Raw genomic sequence first — 19,612 nt, 5'->3', positions numbered from 1 at the left:
ACCCATCCCTGCCCGCGGCTGCTACGAACCACTCACATGAAAAAGCTCGGACTCCGGACCAAAGGCCCCGAAACCATGGCAGCGCTGGCAGGCGTGGTGTCGGCCGGCGTCGTGCTCGCCGTGGCCGAGTTGATCGGCGCCTTCTTCACCGCCAGGGCAACCCCGGTGTTTGCCTTGGGATCCACGTTCATCGACTTCACACCTTCGTGGATGAAGGACTTTGCGATCGCCACCTTCGGTACCAACGACAAGGCCGCATTGTTCGTAGGCATGGGCCTGACGATTGCCGTGCTGGCCTGCATTCTGGGGGTAGTGGCCTACCGAAAATGGGCGCTGGGCGTCCTGGGCGTGCTGTTTATGGGCGCTGTGATTGTGGCCGCTGTCCTGACCCGCGCCGGCGTGGGGCCGGCCGATGCCATCCCTACAATTCTGGGAACGGTCTCAGGACTCATCGTCCTTCGCCGGCTCATGGTCCCGTTGTGGGGGATGAAAGCGTGGCCGGAAGCGCCGGCGGACCTGGCGTCCGACGTCGAGGTTCGCGATGGAGGCGCCGGCGTTGGAAGCGGTGGCACCAGCCGCCGTCGTTTCTTTGCCGCTGCCGGTGTCACGGCGGTGGCCGCCGGAATCGCAGCTACCGGTGGGCGGCTGCTGGGTGCCGCGCGCAACAACATAGCCCAGGCGCGGGATGCCCTTCGGTTGCCCACACCTGTCAGGGCTGCGCCCCCTGTACCGGCTGGCGTTCAGTCCCCGGTTCCGGGAGTCTTGCCATGGCTGACCCCCAACAGCGAGTTCTACCGCATTGACACGGCACTGAGCGTCCCGGAAATCAACATCGATGATTGGGAACTGCGAGTGCACGGAATGGTTGAGGAAGAGGTCACCCTCACCTTTCAGGACCTGCTCGATGCGGATCTAATCGAATCGCATGTCACGCTGACCTGCGTCTCCAACCCGGTGGGTGGAAAGCTTGCCGGCAACGCCAAGTGGCTGGGCCTTCCCATCCGCGAAGTTCTGGCCCGGGCCAAGCCCAAGGAGGGCGCGGACATGGTGCTCTCCACATCCATTGACGGCTTCAGCGCCTCCACTCCTCTGGAGGTCCTGCAGGATGACCGCGATGCCATGTTGGCCATCGGCATGAACGGAGAACCGCTTCCCTTGGAGCACGGATACCCCGTGCGGATGGTGGTTCCGGGACTGTATGGATTCGTCTCTGCCACCAAATGGGTGGTGGACCTTGAGGTCACCCGCTTCGCGGACAGCAAAGCGTACTGGACTGAGCGTGGCTGGTCGGAGCGCGGGCCCATCAAGACCATGGCACGTGTGGACGTGCCCAAGTCCTTTGCGAAGTTCCCGCCAGGCAAGGTCGCCGTGGGCGGCACTGCATGGGCCCAGACTCGGGGAATCACCAAGGTGGAAGTGCAGATCGACGACGGTGAGTGGGCGGAAGCAACCCTGTCCACCGAAGCCTCCACAGTCACCTGGCGCCAGTGGTCCTATGAATGGGACGCCACACCCGGCATCCATTACGTCAAAGCCCGCGCCACCGACGGCACCGGCGAAGTCCAGACGGAAAAGCGCGCCGATCCGGTGCCTGATGGAGCCTCGGGCTGGCCGTCGGTGATGGTGACTGTGGAGTAGCTTTTCGACTGTTCGACCTGATTCCCCCAGGGGGCGTTCCATGGTGAAGGACGTTGATGAGCGCTATCTGGGACTGCATGGCGGCCGGTGGAGGACCGGCTTACGGACAGCTTCAGAGCTGATTGACTGTTGCCATGGATGCACAGCTGCCCGTCATTGAGTTCGCTTTTCCCGGTCCACTTCGCGATCGCCTTATTAGTGCGATCCGGTCTGGGCACAAGACTGCTACGAGCTCTCTTCTCCATGAATACGAGGCGGGCAACGAACCGCTTCCTGCTGTGGGAGACAGGGGTGGGGTCATCGATTCGAACGGAGAACAGGTAGCAATAATCGAAACCACCGCGGTCCGAATCGTCCCGCTGCAAAACGTTCCGTTGGAACACGCCCTGGCAGAGGGGGAGGGTTATGAAACGGTCGCAGAATGGCGGGCAGGCCACACTGAATTCTGGTCTTCAGAAGCAATGCAAGCTGAGCTAGGCGACGGCTTCAAAATTACCGACGCGTCGCTCATTGTGCTCGAACAGTTCAGGCTTGCCGGCTAAGGGATCCGTCTACGCCAGGACGACGACAATTCGAGCTTGTGACTGGCTAGCCAGCTGGGATCAGGAATACGCCTGTCCAAGACACGGAGGTAGAAACCTTTAGGGTCCTCCACGTCGTTGCTCAGGGGCACGGATGCGATGTGAATTGCTCCGGTCGGGCGCGGCCCGCTGACAAAGTGGAGTCGGGTGCGTTCGCTTGGTCCATCATCGCCAACCGGAGATAAGGTCCGGTCACCAAGGGACAGAGCTCGAGGCCCTGGCTCCTCGCAGCGGCGAAGATCCGGGACTGCACTGCGCCTTGTTTGAAGCCGAGCTCGTCTAAGGTTCGCTCGACTATTCGCAAGATCTGACCCTCCCTTATCGGCCGTAATCATCAAATTGGCCATAGCTCGCGCCCCTCGTTCAACTCGGTTGACAAGGAAAGACGTTTTATTGGTGCCATACTCGGGTTCAAAACGTCGAAGGAGTCTCTGTGTCAGAAGTTGCTGCCTATGAATCCAGTCCCACGCGAACCTCTTTTGGCTGGGGGCTTCACCATGTGCAGTTGGCAATCCCAAAGGGTGGCGAGGATGACTGCAGGAACTTCTACGTGGGCGTTCTCGGCCTCACGGAAGTGCAGAAACCGCCGGTGCTGGCGGCGCGTGGCGGACTGTGGGTCCGCGCTGACAATCTTGAAATCCATTTGGGTGCTGAGGAGGACTTCAGGCCCCAACGAAAGGCTCATCCTGGAATTTTGGTGGGCGACCTGGACGCGCTGGCCCGCCGAGTTGAAAATTTTGGTCTCACTGTGGAATGGGACGAAAACTTCCCGGGCATGAGGCGCTTCTACCTTTGGGACAACAATGGCAACCGGCTCGAGTTCTTGTCCCCTGAAGGGAGCGAGCTAGTCCAGGCGTTGCGATAGACACCCACCTTCCGTCTCCAGTCCGTCCTCTATTACGCCAACTTGGCGCTCCGGTATCTTGAAGCCGGAAATCAGGAGCGCGGCTCCGGCTGCCGCAATGAGAAGGTACACCCGCCAGTTTCCCAGTCACCACCGGCTCAGCCGGCGGTTCAGGCGAACAGGAAGGCCAAGCGCCACGCCTGCCCCCATCACGAAAATGGGCCCGATCATCAGGAAAATGACGGTGCCAAGGAACTCATATCCCCTTACGGACAGCTCAGCGGGATTCTACGGCTGCCAGCCAACAATCAAGGTCCCTTTGCGGGAGTCACTCTCGCCATGATGCTGACAATCGCCCCACGGCTGAATGCCGACGACGGCGGGTGCTGCCGCCGTCGTCGGCTTCCTCATCCCGTCAGTGAGTGGCGTTAGCCGAACACCCGGATACCTTCAGGCATCGCGGGCATGGAGGAGGTCCCGCCTCCGAGGTCCTTGTCATTGGCGGTCAGGCCGGTGGGGTCGTAGTAGGCGGCCACCAAGCGCTGCTTGATATAGCCCAGCACTATCTGCCCCTTGCTATCGCAGTTCCTGGCGGTGATGGCCGTGAAGTTCTGCCAACCGTTCCCCGCAGCCGGGCGAATCGTCCTGGAGCTCCACTGGGTGGGTGTGGCATCCGGGATGAGGTACTGGCGCAGCTCACCGGTGGAGAGGGTGGCCATCAACACGGCGACGGGTTTGCCGTTGACGGCGACTGCAGGCGCCGAGCCGATGGACGTGATGGAGGCGCCTCCGCCGAACACCTTGACCGTGCCGGTGATGGTCCGCGCGCTCGAATCGATGGTGTAGCGGTAGAGCTCGCCGCCGCTGGTGAGTCGGAAGATGAACTGCTGTCCGCGGACGTCGGCTGTGCCGCTGTAGGTGGTGGTGATGGACTTCTGGAACCAGCCGTTGCCGATGGTGGTCACCGGTCCGTCGATGGAGTGCTTCCACGTGCCGTCTGCCTGGAGGTCCTGCCGCTGGTTGTAGAACTTAGCTGTGCCGTCCGAAGAGGTGCCGAAGTAGGAGAACTTGCCGAAGGTATCGTCGCCCAAACCGCCGAGTTGCGTCAGGTAGGTCGCATCGAACGGAACGGGTGAGGACCAGCTGCTGCGTTCCCAGCGAAGCTTGCCCTCGCTGAGGAAGACGGCGCCGAGGTTGCGGTTGGATTCCATGGTCAGGAGGGCGCCGTAGCAGTCGGTAGGGGTCGGCTTGGGACTGGGGTAGGAGGTGGCGGCGCTGGCGGGAGCTGCGCCGGAGAGTGCCAGTGCGCAGGCGGCGAGGCCCCCGAACAGCTTCGTGGTGAGTTTCATGGTGTGGCCGCTCATCGCACGTTGCGCCAAACCTGTACCGCCCTGGTGCCTGCCGGGCATTGGGCATAGGAGGTGTTAAGGCCTTGCGAGGCAGGCATCTGCCACCTCCAGGGCCCGGTCACGATAGCCTCGTGGCCGGTGGGGACATGACGGCACTTGCCCGCGACCTGATACTCAGTGCCCGGCGCATCGGAATTGCAGGTGCCTCCCACACTGAACTCGTAGTGGATCCAGACGTTACAGTTGGCATAGCCATCGTTAGCCAACGCAGGCTGAGCCGTGAGCAATGTCCCGCCCATGAAGGCAAGGGCGGCGCTGGCAGCAAGAATCTTTCGAGAAATGTTCATGGTGTTCCCCCAAATCTGTTTGGCTTCCAATGTGGTCACTTGATATTCGGCCACATCCTGCCTAGGCGCTATGGGGCCTGCCTAGGCGCTATGGGGCGAACTACCCACGTGTTGTGCTCAGCGAGGGGCGAAGGCGATGTCTTCCGTGCGCGCAATTCCCCGCTCGATGGCCGCCTTGTCGATGCCCAGAAGCGTGGTGAGCCACATACCGTTCTGCACCACCACGATGTCGTCTGCCCGCTCCCTGCATTCATCAGGCGAAAGCCCTGGAACGGCGTTGCCTATCAAGGCCGCAAGCCCCTGGAGATATCTATCAAAGGCTGCGGCATTGATCTGTGCAAAGTCCTCGTCCGCCTGGGCGAGGGCCCACAAATGGAGGCGGAGGGATAGGTACGGCGTGGTCAGGAGGCTTGGGCTCGCAACCCGACGAAGTGACTCGCGGAGTTGTTGGTCCGGGGTTGATGTGGGCAACGGCTCCACCAGCAGGAGATCGTGTTCCTCAATCTGGTGCAGCACCGCACGGATCAGGCTCGACTTGTCCTCGTAGTAGTAGTTCACAAGCCCAAGTGCGACGCCGGCTTCTCGCGCCACGGCGCGCATATTGATGCCCGAAATGCCGTGGCGGGACAGCAGCTCCAGCGCTGCGTCGAGAATGCGCTTCTGCCTGTCAACCTGTTCGCCGGACTTTACGGTGCTTGTACCCATTCGGCCAGACTATTGCGAAACCCTGATCAGCGCATCCCGGCCGTCTACAGGTTCTGTTCTGCGTAAATTCGCAGCGCATCGCGGACGAATGTCGCCCCTGATTCCCCACCGTAGTTGGCCGCGAACCGCGGATCAGCAACGTACATTTCTCCGAGTCCCGTGACGTAACCCTTCACGTCTCCGCCAGGTGCCGCCGTCGGGGTTCCCGGGATGCCGCTGAGCCACTCAACGTGACGCCGCGCCAGGTCCTGCGCCTCGTCGCTATCCGGCGAGACTCCGGATTCGGCGGTCAAAATCCAGTCCGAGCCCAGCTTCCGGACGCGATCTTTCCACTGCTGCTTTTCCTCGGCGCTCATGCCGCGCCACCAGGAATCACCGGCTGCGTAAGCGTCCTTGCCCCAGCGTTCCTCCACCTCGTCCTTGTACTGAGTGTGGTCGAAGCCGTCAAACATGTCCTGTGCCATGTACTTTCCATCCCCTTTCATTGTGTCGATGGTTTGCCGAACGGAGGCGATCTGCCGGGTCAGCCGGTCCTGCTCCTGGGCGAGCCAGTCAAGATGGCTGCTCAGCGCTTTGACAGTGTCCGTCTCACGGTTGAGAACTTCGGCGATGGCTGGGAGGCCAAGCCCTAGTTCCCGTAGCAAGAGGATGCGCTGGAGCTGAACCAAGGCCGGACCGTCGTAATAGCGGTAGCCGTTATGACCGGTCCGGCTTGGCTTCAGCAACCCGATGTCGTCGTAGTGACGCAACGTGCGGCTGGTGGTTCCTGCCATCTTGGCGATTTCCTGGATTGACCAGTCCATCAGTCCTCCGTCCTAGCCTTGTTCTTCGACAGTAGGGGTTGACGCTACGTCAAGGTCAAGAGGATGGTTTGACCTCATTCCGAGAGAACTAGTCGGCCAGGATCAGGTAGAGCGCGCGGCGGGTTTCGTCGAGCTTCTCGATAGCGGCCTGACGCTGTTCGTCAGTAGCCGCGGCGCGGAACTGGTGGATGACGCCCATGAGCTTGCCGACGCTTTGGTGGAAGGCCGCTCCGGTTCCATCGGCCTCGGTGTTCCAGGCGTTGGCGAGTTCCTCTTCATGCTCGGCGATGTAGGCCTTGCCATCATCGGTGAGAGTGAACTCGGTGCGCCGACCTTCGCCGACGGCGACGATCAGTTCCTCGTCCACCAACTGCTGCAGCGTCGGGTAGACGGAGCCTGGGCTGGGGCGCCATGCGCCGGACGTCTTCTCGGCGATGGTCTTGATCAGGCCATAGCCGTTGGACGGAGCCTCGGCCAACAGCGAGAGAATCGCCGCGCGGACGTCTCCGCGGTTGGCTCGGCGTGAACCGCCGGGGCCGAAACCCCTGGGGCCGAAGCCTGGGCCGAATCCGCCGGGTCCGAAACCTGGTCCAAATCCGCCGCCGGGACCGAATCCGCCGCCGTGTCCGCCAGGGCCGCGTCGGCCTTTGCCGCGATTGAAGCGGCCTCGTCCATGTCCGTGGCCGGGGTGTCCATGTTCGTGATCGTGCTCGGGGAATGAGTTGTCGTGTTCGTTGATGCCTTTCATAGCAGCATCGTCCTTTCGGTTGTTGTTACGCCGAAGGAGTATCGGCGATAGTTAACGATATATCGGTATCTATCGCAACGTCAAGAGTATGTGAGAGAGGGTTGGTGGAAAGGGGGTGGGATGTGAGAGAGGGTCTTAAAGCACGACGGCGGGTGCGGACTTCCTGGGAAGCCGGCACCCGCCGTCGTGGTTTGTTCTGGAAAGCGGTGGTTATTTCCACCACGTATCGAAGATGGTGACCGGGACTGTGCGCTTGTGGCGGGTCCGGAGGTACTTCTGCTCAATGAGTTCCGCTGCGTCCTGGGGGATGTCGCGGCCTTCAAGGTAGTCGTCGATCTGGTCGTACGTAATGCCGAGCTCGTCCTCGTCGGTGCGGCCTGGCTTGTCGTCCAGGAGGTCGGCCGTGGGGACCTTCTCCCAGACACGGGAAGGCGCTCCGAGCTCGGCAAGCAGCGCACGGTTCTGGCGCTTGTTCAAGCCGAACAGCGGCAGGATGTCCGCACCGCCGTCGCCGAATTTCGTGAAGAAGCCCGTCACGGACTCGGCGCCGTGGTCGGTTCCGATCACCAGGTAGTTGTGTTCGCCGGCCAGTGCATATTGGGCGATCATGCGCGCGCGGGCCTTGGTGTTGCCCTTGTGGAAATCGGAGATCGGGGCGCCGGTGGTCTTCTCGAACTCGTCCTCGAAGCCGTCCACGGCCTGGGAGATGTTGTAGGTCCACTCGGTCTTGGCCTTGATGAAATCAAGGGCAGCCTGGGCGTCGTCTTCGTCATGCTGGATGCCGTAGGGGAGTCGGACCGCCACGAAGTTCGCGTCCACGCCGTCGGCTTCCAGTTCCTCCACGGCCAACTGGGCGAGGCGGCCGGCCAGCGAAGAATCGATGCCGCCCGAAATGCCCAGGACGAAGCCCTTGGTGCCCGTCGCTTTGACGTAGTCCTTCAGGAAGCTGACCCGCTTGCGGATCTCCTCCGCGGGATCGATCCGGGGCTGGACGCCCATTTCCTCAATGATCTTGGCCTGGAGTTCGCGCATGTCATCCACACTAGTCAGCGCGGTCACGAAGGCTCAACCATATTGCACGCGAATGACCCAAGTGACAGTCAGTTGGGGGAGGCCGGGCCCGTGGAGCCGCGCACCGTGAGGTGGGTGGGCATGACGGCCAGGCGTCGGCTGGAGCCGGCATGCAAAGGATCCAGCTGTGCAAGCAGCATGGAGACTGCAACGCGCCCGGCCTGCTCAATGGGTGAGGCCATGGTGGTCAAGGGTGGGTTGCAGAAATCTGCGCCGAAGATGTCATCACAGCCCACGATGCTCATGTCCTCGGGTACCCGGATGCCGCGCTCACGCAGCCGTTGAAGCATTCCGATAGCCAGGAGGTCGTTGAAGACAATGCAGGCGGTTGCGCCCGTGCGGGCTGCGGCGTCCGCGGCTGCCGCACCCGACGTTGTCTTGGGGGTGAAGGGTCCTACCCGCGACGTCGTGAGCCCGCGCTCCCGGCATTCGTCTTCGAAGGTCTTCCATCGTTTGGCATTCGACCATGACGATGCCGGCCCGCCTACGTAGCAAATCCTGGTGTGGCCCAGCGAGCTAAGGTGCTCCAGGGCCTGCACCACCGCGCCCGGGGTGTCGATCATGACCGTTGGCGCATTGGAGGATGACCTGTTGATGGTGACGATGGCCTGCGAGGAGGCTGCTTCCACCAGCTGGGCGTCGGTCAAGCGGGAGGCTGCCAGGATGAAGCCGTCCGCGGTCCGCTGCATCTTGCGGAGTGTGTCGGCCTCCATCTCAGCGGACTCTTCGGTATCCACCAGCAACTGCGTGTAACCCGCAGCTTTGAGCTGGTTCTGCGTGCCCCTGATGATGTCGAAGTAGAACGGGTTGGTGACGTCGGGGACCAGCAGGGCGATGGCGTTGGTCCTTCCGGAGCTTAGGCCCCGCGCCTGCGAACTTGGCACGTAATTCAGTGCGGCCGCGGCCTGCTCGACGCGCTCCCGCGTCACGTGGTTCACCCGGCCGGGATTAGAGAGTGCCCTGGAAACAGTGGAAGTAGCCACGCCGGCCAACTCCGCCACGTCGCGGATGGTGGGCACGGCTGCTGCGGTGCGGGCTTTTGAGTCTGCCATGGGGGTAATTGCAACACTTTTGGCAACTTTTGGCAAACGCTTGCCGCATGGATTGCCATCTCCCTAGACTCGACAACGAAGCCCCTGTGACGCACGACACCACCACCTGCGGGCTTGGTATCCAAGGAGGAAACAATGAGGTTTGCACCATCAGCGAAGCTGGCCGCCGTCATCGCCACGGCCGCCCTGGCTTTGACTGCCTGCGGGGGAGGCGGCAGCAGTTCAGACAGCACCGGAGGTGCCGTGGACGGCGCCGGGAAGAAGTTGAGCGTCCTGACCGGGGTGAACAACCAGTACCCCGAGCAGCAGAAGGAGTGGTTCAAGGACATTGCCGCGAAGTTCAAGGCAAAGACGGGGGCGGATGTTGAATTTGAAACATTCGCCTCCGCGAACGATGAACTGACCCGGATCCAGACATCCGTGGTTTCCGGCCAAGGCCCGGACGTCTACAGCCTCGGCACAACCTTCACCCCCACGGCCTACGCCACCAAAGCTTTTGTGACCCTCTCCGATGATGACTGGAAGAAGGTGGGCGGAAAAGACCGCTTCAACCAGGCTGCCCTCGGAATCTCCGGCCCGGACGCCGAGCACATGGCCGGCATTCCCTTTGTCAGCCGCCCGTTCGTTATGGCTTACAACAAAGACCTCCTTGCGGCTGCAGGCATTGAGAAACCGGCAACCACCTGGGATGAACTCGCTGAACAAGCCAAGAAGATGACCAACGCCGGTGCCGGAACGTACGGCCTGGCCACCGGGTACAAGGACAACTTCGACCCCTGGAAGTTCATTTGGGCCATGTCCGTCCAGGCCGGCAACCCGCTGGTGGACGGCGACAAGCTGAAGATGGACGACCCCACCGTCAAGAAAGCCTACGAGACCTACTTCGGCTGGCTCACCAAGGACAAGGTCGTGGATCCGGCAGCGATCGGCTGGAGCAACAGCAACGCCGTGGCGGCCTTCGCGTCCGGCAAGGCCGGCTACCTGATGATGACGACCTCCAGCTCCGTTCCGACCCTGGACAAGTCGGCCATCGCCGGTAAGTACGCCTACTCGATCATGCCCACCACTGCTCCCGGCGAGGCATCGACCAAGGGCGACGGCGACAAAGCCGCAAGCATCCTCTCCGGCGACAACGTGGTGGTTGCCGACTACTCCCAGCAGAAGGACCTTGCCTTCGCCTACATCGAGCTCATCACTTCCAAGGATGAACAGCTGAACTACCAGAAGATCTTCGGCGAGCTCCCTGCGAACGCCGAAGCCCTGGCCTCCCTGACTGATCCGAAGCTTCAACCCATCGCCGATGCTGCAGGAAAGTCCAAGGCAACTCCGTTTACCGGCGCGTGGGGCGACATCCAGCTGGGTCTCCTGAACGTCACCGTCCAGTCCATCCCGGACCTCGCCAACGGTTCGGTGGATAACGCTGCCCTGGAGTCACGGCTCAAGGACGCCCAGTCCAAGGGCCAAGCCTCCCTCGACCGGGCCGCGAAGTCCTAGGCAGGATCCCCCATGTCCACTGATTCCTTCAGGGAAATGAAGGCCGTCGCCGGCCCGGCTGCCGAAGGGCAGCCGGCCCGGTCCGGCACTGCAGCCCAAGCGTCCGACGGCGGCACGCCGCCGAACGCAGGCACCAGAACCATCCAGCCAGGCGGCCGCAACAAGAAGCCCGCCCGCCGCAAGGGCCTGAGCGAGCGTAACCGTCCACTGTGGATGCTGATCCCCGGCGGCCTCCTGATGTTCGTCATCATCGTGATTCCGCTGTTCCTGGGCATCTACATGTCAGCCCTCAACCTGGACCAGTACACGCTGCGCAAATGGGTCAGCGCCCCCTTCATCGGCTTCGACAACTTTGTTGAGGCGCTGACCGACTCACCGCTGCTGCATTCGGTATGGCTGAGCGTCAGCTATTCGTTGATCGCAATGTTGGTGACCTTGCCGTTGGGAATCGCAGCGGCTGTGGCCACGCAGAACGCGTTCAAGGGCAGGGCACTTGTCCGCTCTATCTTCCTGATCCCCTACGTCCTTCCGTCCTTCGTGGTGGCCACTGTGTGGCGGACCATGTTCCAGCCGGACGGCGTGGTGGACTCGGCATTGGGCGTGTTCGGCATGGATGGTGGCCTGTGGCTCAATGGGCCGCAAACGTATTGGACGCTCATCCTGGTTCAGATCTGGGCTTCCTGGCCGTTCATCTACCTGCTGGCGCTTTCCGGCCTGCAATCCGTGGACCATGAGGTCCACGAAGCCTCGGCCTTGGACGGTGCGCTGTGGTGGAACAAGCTGCGGTACGTCATCTTCCCCTATCTCAAGGGCCCGCTGGCACTGGCGTTCCTGATCGGCATGCTGCACCACATCAACAACTTCACGCTCCCGTTCGTGTTGTTCGGCGTGCCAGCCCCGGCTGACGTCGAAGTCCTTCCGATCCTGACGTACGTCACCAGCTTCCAGAGCTTCCGCTTCGGCCTCAGCGCCGCCATGGCGTTCGTGTCCCTGGTGCTGATCGCCATACCGCTGTTCATCTACCTGCGCGCCGTCAAACTGGACGACGCCGAGACGCCTGGAGGCAAGAAGTGAGCGCATCAACCACCTCCGTTCGCGGCACGGCCAACCGGGGTTCCTCAGGAAGCGCGTTCCGGCCCGGCTCCAGGCGGCAGCATGAAGTGACCCGCCTTCTGCCCGGCCCTATGCTGGCAATCATCCTGACGGTCCTCAGCGCCATTGTGCTGATTCCAGTGGCCTACATTTTCCTGGCCTCGGTGAACTCGGACATCGGCGTGGCCAACGGTGAGTTCTGGCCGTCCACGTTCTCCCTGGAGAACTACACCAAGATCTGGTCCAGCGTCGGCCTCGCCAAAGGCCTTGCCAACAGCGTGCTGGTAGCCGGAGCCACGGCCGTGGTCTCAGCGGCCATGTCGGTGTCCATCGCCTACGTGCTGGTCCGCTACCAGTTCCGCGGCAGGCTTACCATTCTGCGAAGCCTCCTGGCGCTGCAGTCTGTACCTGGAACACTCATGGTCCTGCCGGTGTTCGTTCTCTTCTCTTCGGCTGCCAGCTACCTGGGAGTCCAGGTGATCGGAACGCAGTGGGGTCTGTTCATCACCTATCTGACGTTCGCCATGCCGTTCTCCACTTGGGTGATGGTCACCTACCTGCGCGGCCTGCCGCGTGAGCTGGAGGAAGCTGCCAGGATCGACGGCGCCAGCAACCTTGGTGTCCTGGTCCGCATCATCCTGCCGCTTAGCTGGCCTGGAATTGTGGTCTCGGGAATCTTCGCCTTCCTGCTCGGATGGAACGATGTCCTGTTCGCCTCAGTGATGACCAGGCCTGACAGCCAGACGGCGGCAGTGGCCTTGCAGATCTTCGGCGCCTCGCAGGAGGGTGGAGCTATCCCCCTGTACGGCCAAATGATGGCGGCCTCGCTGGTCTGCGCAGCTCCCGTCGTGATTCTTTACCTGATTTTCCAACGTTACCTAGTGGGCGGTCTCACCGCCGGAGGAGTCAAGTAGCAATGACCGGTTCAGCAACAGTGGAGTGGACGCTCTCGGGTTTCGGAGACGAAATCGACGACGACCCCGTGATGCAGATCGCGGTGCTCCAAGCCTTGGGTGCACACCACATCGAGGTCCGCAGCGCATGGGGAACCAACATCGTGGACCTCTCAGCGGAGCAGTTGGGCGAGCTCAAGAAGATCCTGGACACAGCGGGCATGGGGGTCTCCGCCATCGCCTCGCCCATCGGCAAAGTGGACGTCACGCTGCCAGTGGAGCATGAGGTGGAGCGGCTGCGTCGTGCAGCCAACGCAGCCCAGGTGCTGGGCTCCCGGTATATCCGCATCTTCTCCTTCTACTACGGGGAAGGCGTTGCCGTGGAGAGCATCCGCGACGACGTCATCGAACGCATGCGCGCACTGGCAACCGTGGCTGAGGAAGCCGGCGTGGTGCTGCTGCACGAAAACGAGAAGGACATCTTCGGAGACACCCCCGATCGCGTGCTGGACATCATCGAATCAGTGGCATCACCGGCACTGAAAGTGGCCTGGGACCCCGCCAACTTCGTCCAGGTGGGCGTCAAGCCCTTCGACGAAGGCTACGCCAAGCTCCGTCCCCACCTCGAGTACCTGCAGGTCAAGGACGCACGGTTCGCCGACGGCGTCGTGGTTCCTGCCGGTGAAGGTGACGGCGACCTGCTGCGTACCGTGGAGGCGCTGAAAGCGGATGGCTTCATAGGTTTCGCGAGCCTGGAACCGCATCTTGCCGGAGCACATGGCCTGGGTGGCTTCTCAGGGCCTACCGCGTTCGGAATGGCAGCCCGTGCCTTTGCCAACGTCGTCAACCAAGCTGGAGTGGAAACCAAGTGAGCACCGAAACGCAGAATCCCGTCCTGAACGTCGCCATCGCCGGCTGCGGAAGCATCGGCCGCACACACGCCGCCTCCGTCGGTGAGCTCCCCGAACTTCGCGTTACCGCGCTGGTGGACGAGATCACGGAAGCCGCCGACGCCCTGGCGCAGCACATCGAGGACAACGGCACCGCCCGCCCGGCCACCTTCCGTAGCCTGGCTGAAGCGTTCGCTGGTGCCGACGTCGATCTTGTCATCATCGCTACCCCCAGCGGACTGCACATCCAGCAAGCGTTGGAAGTACTCGACGCCGGCAAGCACGTGGTCATCGAAAAGCCGCTGGACGTAAAGCTGGACCGCACAGACCAGATCCTCGCTGCAGCCAAGGCTGCCGAAGCGAAGGGGCTGGTAGCCAGCGTCATCAGCCAGCACCGCTTCGATCCGGCGAGCATCGTGGTGGACCAAGCCAATCGTGCAGGTCGCTTCGGCCGCCTGACGTCCGCCATCGCATCGGTGAGTTGGTACCGCAGCCAGGGCTATTACGATTCTGGCGCCTGGCGTGGAACGTGGGCCATGGATGGCGGCGGGGCCGTGATGAACCAGGGCGTCCACACCGTGGACCTGCTGCTCTGGTTCCTTGGCCGTCCGGTGGAGATCAGTGCCAAAACAGCGCTCCTGGCACACAAGGACGTGGAGGTGGAGGACACTGCAGTGGCCACCGTGACGTTTGAGTCCGGCGCGCTCGCCGTGCTCCATGCCACCACGGCCGCCTATCCGGGACTCACCGTCAGGTTGCAGGTCATGGGCAGCAAGGGTTCTGCCGTGATCGACAATGACAACCTTGAGTACTTCCATGCGGCAGGTTCGGACGAGGAGACGCAAAGCGGACCCATGGGCCTTCGCGGTGCGGGCAACCAGGCTGAGGCGGAACTGGCCAAGCTTGCTGAACCACCCGTGCAGACCAACCTTGATCCAACCCTTTACCCGGCGGGCCACATCCGTCAGTACCGGGATGTGGTGGACGCCATCCGGAACGGCAGGCCAGCGGGCGTCACCATCCAGGATGCCGTCACGGCACTGGCCACAGTGCGCGCGCTCTATGTCTCGGCCACGCTGGGCCGCCCCGTGCTCATCGCCGATGTGGTTGCGGGCAAGTACAACGACGTTGAGGTGCGCACCGGCAACGGCCACCTCGAGGAGGTCACGGCATGAAATTCTCCGTCTTCACGGCCTCCACACCGGAATGGACTCCGCAGGAAGCAGCCTCGGAGCTGGCAGCCCAGGGCTGGCACGGCATCGAATGGCGGGTCACGGATCAGGCCGATGCCCCGGAGCCTGGTTTTTGGGCAGGGAACAAAGCCACCTGGCCCATGACGGGGCTTGAGGACTCCCTTCCGGAGATCGCCCGGCTCACCTCGGAGGCAGGACTTGAGTACTCCGGGTTGGGCGGCTACGCGCGCTGCGACAACCACGACGGCGTTGAAAGGGTCCTGGCTGCCACGGCCGCCTTGGGTGCCCGCCAGGTCAGGGTCAACGTCCTGCCGTTGGGCAATTCCAGCATGGGGGGCGGCGAGCCCAGCGGCTTGTCCTACCCTGAGCTGTTTGCGGCCACCCGGGAACACTACGAGTGGGTGGCCGAACGCGCCGCGCACCACGGAGTCAAGGCGCTGGTGGAGCTGCACCACGGCACGGTGACGGCCTCGGCATCATCGGCCCGCAGGCTCCTGGAAGGCCTGGACCCGCAGCACGTTGGGGTCATTCATGACCTGGGCAACCTGTTGATCGAAGGCTGGGAATCACCTTTGCCCGCCCTCCAGCTGCTGGGACCGTATCTTGCCCACATCCACGTCAAGAATGCCCGGTGGGTCCGCACGGAGGAACGTGACGAAGCCGGAGCCGCTGTTTGGGTGAACGAGTGGGCGCCGCTGGCCGAAGGGCAGGGGAGCGTCCTGGGCTACTTCAAAGCCTTGGCCGAGGTGGGCTACGACGAATGGGTGACAGTAGAGGACTTCTCCACGGACGTTCCGCTCACCGCACGCACCGCCGAAAATCTGCAGTACTTGCGCCGGGTAGCAGAGCTGGCCGGACTGTCAGTTCCGGCCAGTGCCGATCTCTCCGCCGGTTCCATCCCGAAAGGCTGACAATGTCCCATTCCCTTGCCACCCATCCCGACCGCCTCCTTCCAGCGGACCCGGGGACGCGCAGCATCGCCCGCTCTCTGCTGGAACGCGTCCAGGACCTGCCCATCATCTCCCCGCACGGACACGTGGATGCTGCTGTCATCGAACAGAACACGCCGTTCCCGGATCCCGCGGCGCTGCTGGTCTCCCCGGACCACTACGTCACGCGACTGATCCATGCATCGGGAGTCCCGTTGGATCAGCTGCAGCCCGGCAACGCCGCGCCACGCGAGATCTGGCGGCAGTTCTGCGCCGCGTGGCCCTTGTTCGATGGCACCGCCTCCGGGTACTGGCTGCGGACGCAGTTCGAGTCGGTCTTCGGGTGGCAGGGCGAATTGTCCGCGGAGGCGGCGGACGCAAGCTTCGATGCCATTTCAACCAAGCTGGCGGAGCCCGGGTTCCGGCCCCGGGAGTTGTTCAAGGACTTCAACATCGAAGTCCTCGCCACCACGGATGATCCCTTGGACAATCTGGAAAGCCACCGGGCCCTTGCGGAGGACCCGTCCTTCCACGGTCGCGTGCTGCCGACCTTCCGTCCGGACGCCTACATCAATATCGCCCACCCGTCGTGGACAACCAACGTGGAGCGGCTCATCTCCGAGGCGTCCGACGGCGGCACAGGCTACCGGGGGTACATCAGCGCCCTGGAGAATCGCCGCCGCTACTTCGTGGACCATGGTGCGGTCTCCGCAGACCACGGAGTCAAGACCCCTGCGACGCTGAAACTGGACCAAGCCGACGCGGAGGCATTGTTCCAGAAGGCCCGTTCCGGCGAGGCCACAGCCCAAGACCGCAACGTGTTCGAAGCCCACATGATGTATCAAATGGCGCGGATGTCCGTGGAGGATGGCTTGGTCATGACCATCCACCCGGGCTCTTTCCGCAACCACCACCAGCCCACTTTCGAAGCCTTCGGGGCGGACACCGGCCACGATATCCCCGTCGCAACCAACTACACGGAGGCCATCCGCCCGTTGCTGCAGGATTTCGGCACCGCCAAGGATTTCCATCTGGTGTTGTTCACACTGGACGAGACGGTCTTTTCACGCGAGCTTGCCCCGCTGGCAGGCTTCTACCCCTCGGTCTACATAGGGGCGCCCTGGTGGTTCCTTGACGCTCCGGATGCCATGCTCCGGTTCCGCTCAGCCGTCACGGAAACCGCGGGCTTCTCCAGGTCATCCGGGTTCATCGATGACACCAGGGCCTTCTGTTCCATCCCCGCGCGGCACGACGCTTCACGGAGGATCGAAGCGTCTTTTCTCGCGCGTCTGGTAGCGGAGCACCGCATCAGCGACGATCGCGCGCATGAGCTGATTGTCGACGTCGTGGACTCCTCACCTCGAAGGGTCTTCAAACTGTGAACAGCCACCAGACGCCGCCACGGCTGGGTCGCAGTGAGTCCCAGCCCACGCCGCCCATCCGCATCGTCCATCTCGGCTTGGGTGCGTTTCATCGCTCCCACCAGGCTTGGTACACCCAGCACGCAGGCGACTCGGCAGACTGGGGGATCGCCGCATTCACTGGTCGGCGGCCCGACGCCGCTGAAGTCCTCGCAGAGCAGGGTGGCCTGTTCACATTGGTGGAAAGGTCGGGCAGCGGCGACTCATTCGAGGTGGTGGGCAGCATTGTGGAGGCCGTTGACGGGGCCGACGTCGGAAGGTTGTCGGAGCTTGTGGCGGCACCCAGCACCGCGGTCATCACGCTCACCATCACGGAAGCCGCCTACGCTGCGGGCGCGGCAAGCCATGGGACAACGTCGACGCCGCTCGCCAGGTTGGTGACGGCCCTCGCCGCCCGCAGGGATGCCGGCAGCGGAGCGATCGCCGTGGTCAGCTGCGACAATCTCGCGGAAAACGGCGATGTGACGCGCGCCGCGGTGGGCGCCCTCGCCGAGGCGACGGACCCGGCCCTTGCTGTGTGGATCGACCAAAACGTGAGCTTCGTGAGCACCTCGGTGGACCGCATCACGCCCCGAACCACGGAAGCAGACCTTGCCGTGGTTGCCCAGGCCTGCGGCTACCGGGACGCGGCGCCGGTGGTTGCCGAGCCGTTCCATAACTGGATCCTGAGCGGTGATTTCCCTGCCGGCAGGCCCCGTTGGGAGGATGCGGGCGCAGTGTTCGTGGACGACATTGAACCGTACGAGAATCGCAAACTGTGGCTGCTCAACGGCGCCCATTCGATCCTGGCCTATGCGGGGCTGGTCCGGGGCCACTCCACCGTGGCGGAGGCGCTGTCCGATGACCTCTGCCGGGACGCTGTGGAAGCCTTCTGGGACGAAGCTGCCCGGCACCTGTCCGATGATGCGCTGGACATCCCGGCGTATCGACAGGCTTTGTTGGAACGTTTCGGTAATTCCCGGATCGCCCACCACCTAACCCAGATCGCGATGGACGGAACCACCAAGCTGCGCATGCGTGCCTGGCCCGTCCTGGCCGCCGAACGTGCCGCGGGCCGCTCCGGGGACGGCGCGGCCCGAATGATCGCGGCCTGGATCGCGTACTTGTCCTGCACCACCGACTTTCACGACCCACTGGCCGCCACGATGCAGGACGCCAAAAACCTCGACGGCGAGCACCGTACCGCTGCGTTGCTGGCACTCATCAGCGCCGAGCTGGCTGACGACGCGGCCGTTGTTTCACAGATTCACCGGCAGCTCGACTCGTTTGCCGCCACCACCCACGCCTAGACCTACCGGAAGGACTCCGTCACCATGAAAATCATTGCCGCTGACGTCTTCGTGACCAGCCCGTCCCGCAACTTCGTCACCTTGCGCATCACCACCGAGGATGGTGTGACGGGCATTGGAGACGCGACGCTGAATGGCCGTGAACTCGCCGTCGCCGCGTACCTCAAGGAACACGTGGCCCAGCTGCTCATCGGCAAGGATCCACACCGGATCGAGGACACCTGGCAGTTCCTTTACCGCAGCTCCTACTGGCGCCGCGGTCCCGTGACCATGGCGGCGATTGCCGCCGTCGACATGGCTCTGTGGGACATCAAGGGCAAGGTGGCCGGCATGCCCGTCTACCAGCTGCTGGGCGGTGCTTCCCGCAACGGTTTGCGCGCCTACGGCCATGCTTCGGGTGCGGACATTCCGTCCCTGTTCGACTCCGTGCGCGAACACCTGGAACTGGGCTACAAGTCCATCCGCATCCAGACGGCAGTCCCCGGCATCAAGGCCGTCTACGGTGTTGCCGCCCAGGCCCAGGCCTCGGGCGAACGGTACGACTACGAGCCCGCCGGCCGCGGCAACTTCCCGCTGGAAGAGGACTGGGACACCCGTGCCTACCTGCGCCACCTGCCCACCGTTTTCGAGGCTGTGCGCAACGAGTTCGGCCCGGAAATCCCGCTGTTGCACGATGGCCATCACCGCATGACACCCATCCAAGCCGCCAAGCTCGGCAAGGCCCTTGAACCGTACGACCTCTTCTGGCTGGAGGACTGCACCCCGGCCGAAAACCAGGAAGGCCTGCGCCTGGTCCGCCAGCACACCACCACCCCGCTGGCCATCGGCGAAATCTTCAACACCGTATGGGACTACCAGACCCTCATCAAGGAACAGCTGATCGACTACGTCCGCGCGGCCTCCACCCACTTCGGCGGCATCTCCCCGCTGAAGAAGGTCATGGACTTCGCGGCCCAGTACCAGATCAAGTCGGGCTTCCACGGCCCCACGGACATCTCTCCGGTGGGCTTCGCCGCCCAACTGCATGTGGGCCTGGCTATCCACAACTACGGCATCCAGGAATACATGCAGCACTCGGACAAAACCAACGAGGTCTTCCAGCAGTCCATGACCTTCAAGGACGGCTACCTGCACCCGGGCGATAATCCCGGTATTGGCGTCGAATTCAACGAGGAAGCCGCCGCCGCCTTCCCGTACCAGCAGGCGTACCTGCCCTACAACCGCCTCGTGGACGGCACTGTTCATGATTGGTGATGTGAACCTTCGCCACCAC

Annotated in this window: 19 protein-coding genes; 12 read left to right on the top strand and 7 right to left on the bottom strand. The window is 63.0% G+C overall.

Annotation, left to right across the window (positions count from 1 at the left end):
* The first annotated feature begins 36 nt into the window (after window positions 1-36).
* The 3 genes from ACR30Z_RS09135 to ACR30Z_RS09125 all read left to right on the top strand — a co-directional run bounded on the left by ACR30Z_RS09135 (window position 37) and on the right by ACR30Z_RS09125 (window position 3,084).
* Entirely contained in the window at window positions 37-1,638 is a 1,602-nt protein-coding gene (locus ACR30Z_RS09135; RefSeq protein WP_244296868.1) for a molybdopterin-dependent oxidoreductase, read from the top strand.
* Window positions 1,639-1,772: 134 nt separating this feature from the next.
* Window positions 1,773-2,180 (top strand): ASCH domain-containing protein, encoded by a 408-nt coding sequence (locus tag ACR30Z_RS09130; protein ID WP_434372209.1) that lies wholly within the window; start codon window positions 1,773-1,775, stop codon window positions 2,178-2,180.
* Between the two features lie 589 nt (window positions 2,181-2,769).
* Window positions 2,770-3,084 (top strand): glyoxalase, encoded by a 315-nt coding sequence (locus tag ACR30Z_RS09125; RefSeq protein ID WP_434372207.1) that lies wholly within the window; start codon window positions 2,770-2,772, stop codon window positions 3,082-3,084.
* 407 nt (window positions 3,085-3,491) lie between these two features.
* Here ACR30Z_RS09125 and ACR30Z_RS09120 read toward each other — a convergent pair whose 3' ends face one another.
* The 7 genes from ACR30Z_RS09120 to ACR30Z_RS09090 all read right to left on the bottom strand — a co-directional run bounded on the left by ACR30Z_RS09120 (window position 3,492) and on the right by ACR30Z_RS09090 (window position 9,138).
* Window positions 3,492-4,412: a hypothetical protein gene (locus tag ACR30Z_RS09120; RefSeq protein WP_434372205.1), complete on the bottom strand. Its 921-nt coding sequence runs from the start codon at window positions 4,410-4,412 to the stop codon at window positions 3,492-3,494.
* A gap of 11 nt (window positions 4,413-4,423) precedes the next feature.
* The gene (locus ACR30Z_RS09115) at window positions 4,424-4,813 is read right to left on the bottom strand and encodes a hypothetical protein (protein ID WP_434372203.1); all 390 of its coding nucleotides are present in this window, start codon (window positions 4,811-4,813) and stop codon (window positions 4,424-4,426) included.
* A gap of 63 nt (window positions 4,814-4,876) precedes the next feature.
* Window positions 4,877-5,464, bottom strand: a complete 588-nt coding sequence (locus ACR30Z_RS09110; protein WP_434372202.1) for a TetR/AcrR family transcriptional regulator — start codon at window positions 5,462-5,464, stop codon at window positions 4,877-4,879.
* A 44-nt stretch (window positions 5,465-5,508) separates the two neighbouring features.
* Complete coding sequence (locus tag ACR30Z_RS09105; RefSeq protein WP_434372201.1) at window positions 5,509-6,267, bottom strand: MerR family transcriptional regulator; 759 nt, start codon at window positions 6,265-6,267, stop codon at window positions 5,509-5,511.
* 88 nt (window positions 6,268-6,355) lie between these two features.
* Window positions 6,356-7,015: a PadR family transcriptional regulator gene (locus ACR30Z_RS09100; RefSeq protein ID WP_434372199.1), complete on the bottom strand. Its 660-nt coding sequence runs from the start codon at window positions 7,013-7,015 to the stop codon at window positions 6,356-6,358.
* Between the two features lie 210 nt (window positions 7,016-7,225).
* A complete protein-coding gene (gene nadE, locus ACR30Z_RS09095; RefSeq protein WP_434372566.1) occupies window positions 7,226-8,047 on the bottom strand; it encodes an ammonia-dependent NAD(+) synthetase in 822 nt (273 codons plus the stop codon).
* A 68-nt stretch (window positions 8,048-8,115) separates the two neighbouring features.
* Window positions 8,116-9,138 carry a LacI family DNA-binding transcriptional regulator gene (locus tag ACR30Z_RS09090; RefSeq protein WP_434372198.1) on the bottom strand — a complete coding sequence of 341 codons (1,023 nt, stop codon included), beginning with the start codon at window positions 9,136-9,138 and terminating at the stop codon, window positions 8,116-8,118.
* Window positions 9,139-9,273: 135 nt separating this feature from the next.
* Here ACR30Z_RS09090 and ACR30Z_RS09085 point away from each other — a divergent pair, with 135 nt between their 5' ends.
* From ACR30Z_RS09085 to manD, 9 genes are read left to right on the top strand one after another with little or no spacing between them, the layout of a single operon-like run.
* Window positions 9,274-10,632, top strand: coding sequence for an ABC transporter substrate-binding protein (locus ACR30Z_RS09085; RefSeq protein WP_434372197.1), 1,359 nt, complete (start codon window positions 9,274-9,276; stop codon window positions 10,630-10,632).
* A gap of 12 nt (window positions 10,633-10,644) precedes the next feature.
* Complete coding sequence (locus tag ACR30Z_RS09080) at window positions 10,645-11,706, top strand: carbohydrate ABC transporter permease (RefSeq protein ID WP_144652715.1); 1,062 nt, start codon at window positions 10,645-10,647, stop codon at window positions 11,704-11,706.
* A complete protein-coding gene (locus tag ACR30Z_RS09075; RefSeq protein WP_144652716.1) occupies window positions 11,703-12,638 on the top strand; it encodes a carbohydrate ABC transporter permease in 936 nt (311 codons plus the stop codon). The genes ACR30Z_RS09080 and ACR30Z_RS09075 overlap by 4 nt, the downstream gene beginning before the upstream one ends.
* A 2-nt stretch (window positions 12,639-12,640) precedes the next feature.
* Window positions 12,641-13,489 carry a sugar phosphate isomerase/epimerase family protein gene (locus tag ACR30Z_RS09070; RefSeq protein WP_434372194.1) on the top strand — a complete coding sequence of 283 codons (849 nt, stop codon included), beginning with the start codon at window positions 12,641-12,643 and terminating at the stop codon, window positions 13,487-13,489.
* On the top strand, window positions 13,486-14,682 hold the full coding sequence (locus tag ACR30Z_RS09065) for a Gfo/Idh/MocA family protein (RefSeq protein ID WP_144652718.1): 1,197 nt from the start codon (window positions 13,486-13,488) through the stop codon (window positions 14,680-14,682). The genes ACR30Z_RS09070 and ACR30Z_RS09065 overlap by 4 nt, the downstream gene beginning before the upstream one ends.
* Window positions 14,679-15,611, top strand: a complete 933-nt coding sequence (locus ACR30Z_RS09060) for a sugar phosphate isomerase/epimerase family protein (RefSeq protein ID WP_144652719.1) — start codon at window positions 14,679-14,681, stop codon at window positions 15,609-15,611. The genes ACR30Z_RS09065 and ACR30Z_RS09060 overlap by 4 nt, the downstream gene beginning before the upstream one ends.
* Window positions 15,612-15,613: 2 nt before the next feature.
* Entirely contained in the window at window positions 15,614-17,011 is a 1,398-nt protein-coding gene (gene uxaC, locus ACR30Z_RS09055; RefSeq protein ID WP_144652720.1) for a glucuronate isomerase, read from the top strand.
* Complete coding sequence (locus ACR30Z_RS09050; RefSeq protein WP_144652721.1) at window positions 17,008-18,339, top strand: mannitol dehydrogenase family protein; 1,332 nt, start codon at window positions 17,008-17,010, stop codon at window positions 18,337-18,339. The genes uxaC and ACR30Z_RS09050 overlap by 4 nt, the downstream gene beginning before the upstream one ends.
* Window positions 18,340-18,363: 24 nt before the next feature.
* Window positions 18,364-19,593, top strand: a complete 1,230-nt coding sequence (gene manD / locus ACR30Z_RS09045; protein ID WP_144652722.1) for a D-mannonate dehydratase ManD — start codon at window positions 18,364-18,366, stop codon at window positions 19,591-19,593.
* The last annotated feature ends 19 nt before the right edge of the window (window positions 19,594-19,612 follow it).

Source organism: Paenarthrobacter sp. FR1 (assembly GCF_051106045.1).
Classification (GTDB): Bacteria; Actinomycetota; Actinomycetes; order Actinomycetales; family Micrococcaceae; genus Arthrobacter; species Arthrobacter nitroguajacolicus_A.
The sequence above is the reverse complement of the archived record's forward strand: the minus strand, read 5'-3'. Positions and strand labels throughout refer to the sequence as shown.

Excerpts from the sequence above, each read along its gene's own strand:
- ACR30Z_RS09135 (WP_244296868.1), top strand. The coding sequence starts at position 37 with ATGAAAAAGCTCGGACTCCGGACCAAAGGCCCCGAAACCATGGCAGCG.
- ACR30Z_RS09130 (WP_434372209.1), top strand. The coding sequence starts at position 1,773 with ATGGATGCACAGCTGCCCGTCATTGAGTTCGCTTTTCCCGGTCCACTT.
- ACR30Z_RS09120 (WP_434372205.1), bottom strand. The coding sequence starts at position 4,412 with ATGAAACTCACCACGAAGCTGTTCGGGGGCCTCGCCGCCTGCGCACTG.
- ACR30Z_RS09110 (WP_434372202.1), bottom strand. The coding sequence starts at position 5,464 with ATGGGTACAAGCACCGTAAAGTCCGGCGAACAGGTTGACAGGCAGAAG.
- ACR30Z_RS09105 (WP_434372201.1), bottom strand. The coding sequence starts at position 6,267 with ATGGACTGGTCAATCCAGGAAATCGCCAAGATGGCAGGAACCACCAGC.
- ACR30Z_RS09100 (WP_434372199.1), bottom strand. The coding sequence starts at position 7,015 with ATGAAAGGCATCAACGAACACGACAACTCATTCCCCGAGCACGATCAC.
- nadE (WP_434372566.1), bottom strand. The coding sequence starts at position 8,047 with ATGCGCGAACTCCAGGCCAAGATCATTGAGGAAATGGGCGTCCAGCCC.
- ACR30Z_RS09090 (WP_434372198.1), bottom strand. The coding sequence starts at position 9,138 with ATGGCAGACTCAAAAGCCCGCACCGCAGCAGCCGTGCCCACCATCCGC.
- ACR30Z_RS09085 (WP_434372197.1), top strand. The coding sequence starts at position 9,274 with ATGAGGTTTGCACCATCAGCGAAGCTGGCCGCCGTCATCGCCACGGCC.
- ACR30Z_RS09080 (WP_144652715.1), top strand. The coding sequence starts at position 10,645 with ATGTCCACTGATTCCTTCAGGGAAATGAAGGCCGTCGCCGGCCCGGCT.
- ACR30Z_RS09070 (WP_434372194.1), top strand. The coding sequence starts at position 12,641 with ATGACCGGTTCAGCAACAGTGGAGTGGACGCTCTCGGGTTTCGGAGAC.
- ACR30Z_RS09060 (WP_144652719.1), top strand. The coding sequence starts at position 14,679 with ATGAAATTCTCCGTCTTCACGGCCTCCACACCGGAATGGACTCCGCAG.
- uxaC (WP_144652720.1), top strand. The coding sequence starts at position 15,614 with ATGTCCCATTCCCTTGCCACCCATCCCGACCGCCTCCTTCCAGCGGAC.
- manD (WP_144652722.1), top strand. The coding sequence starts at position 18,364 with ATGAAAATCATTGCCGCTGACGTCTTCGTGACCAGCCCGTCCCGCAAC.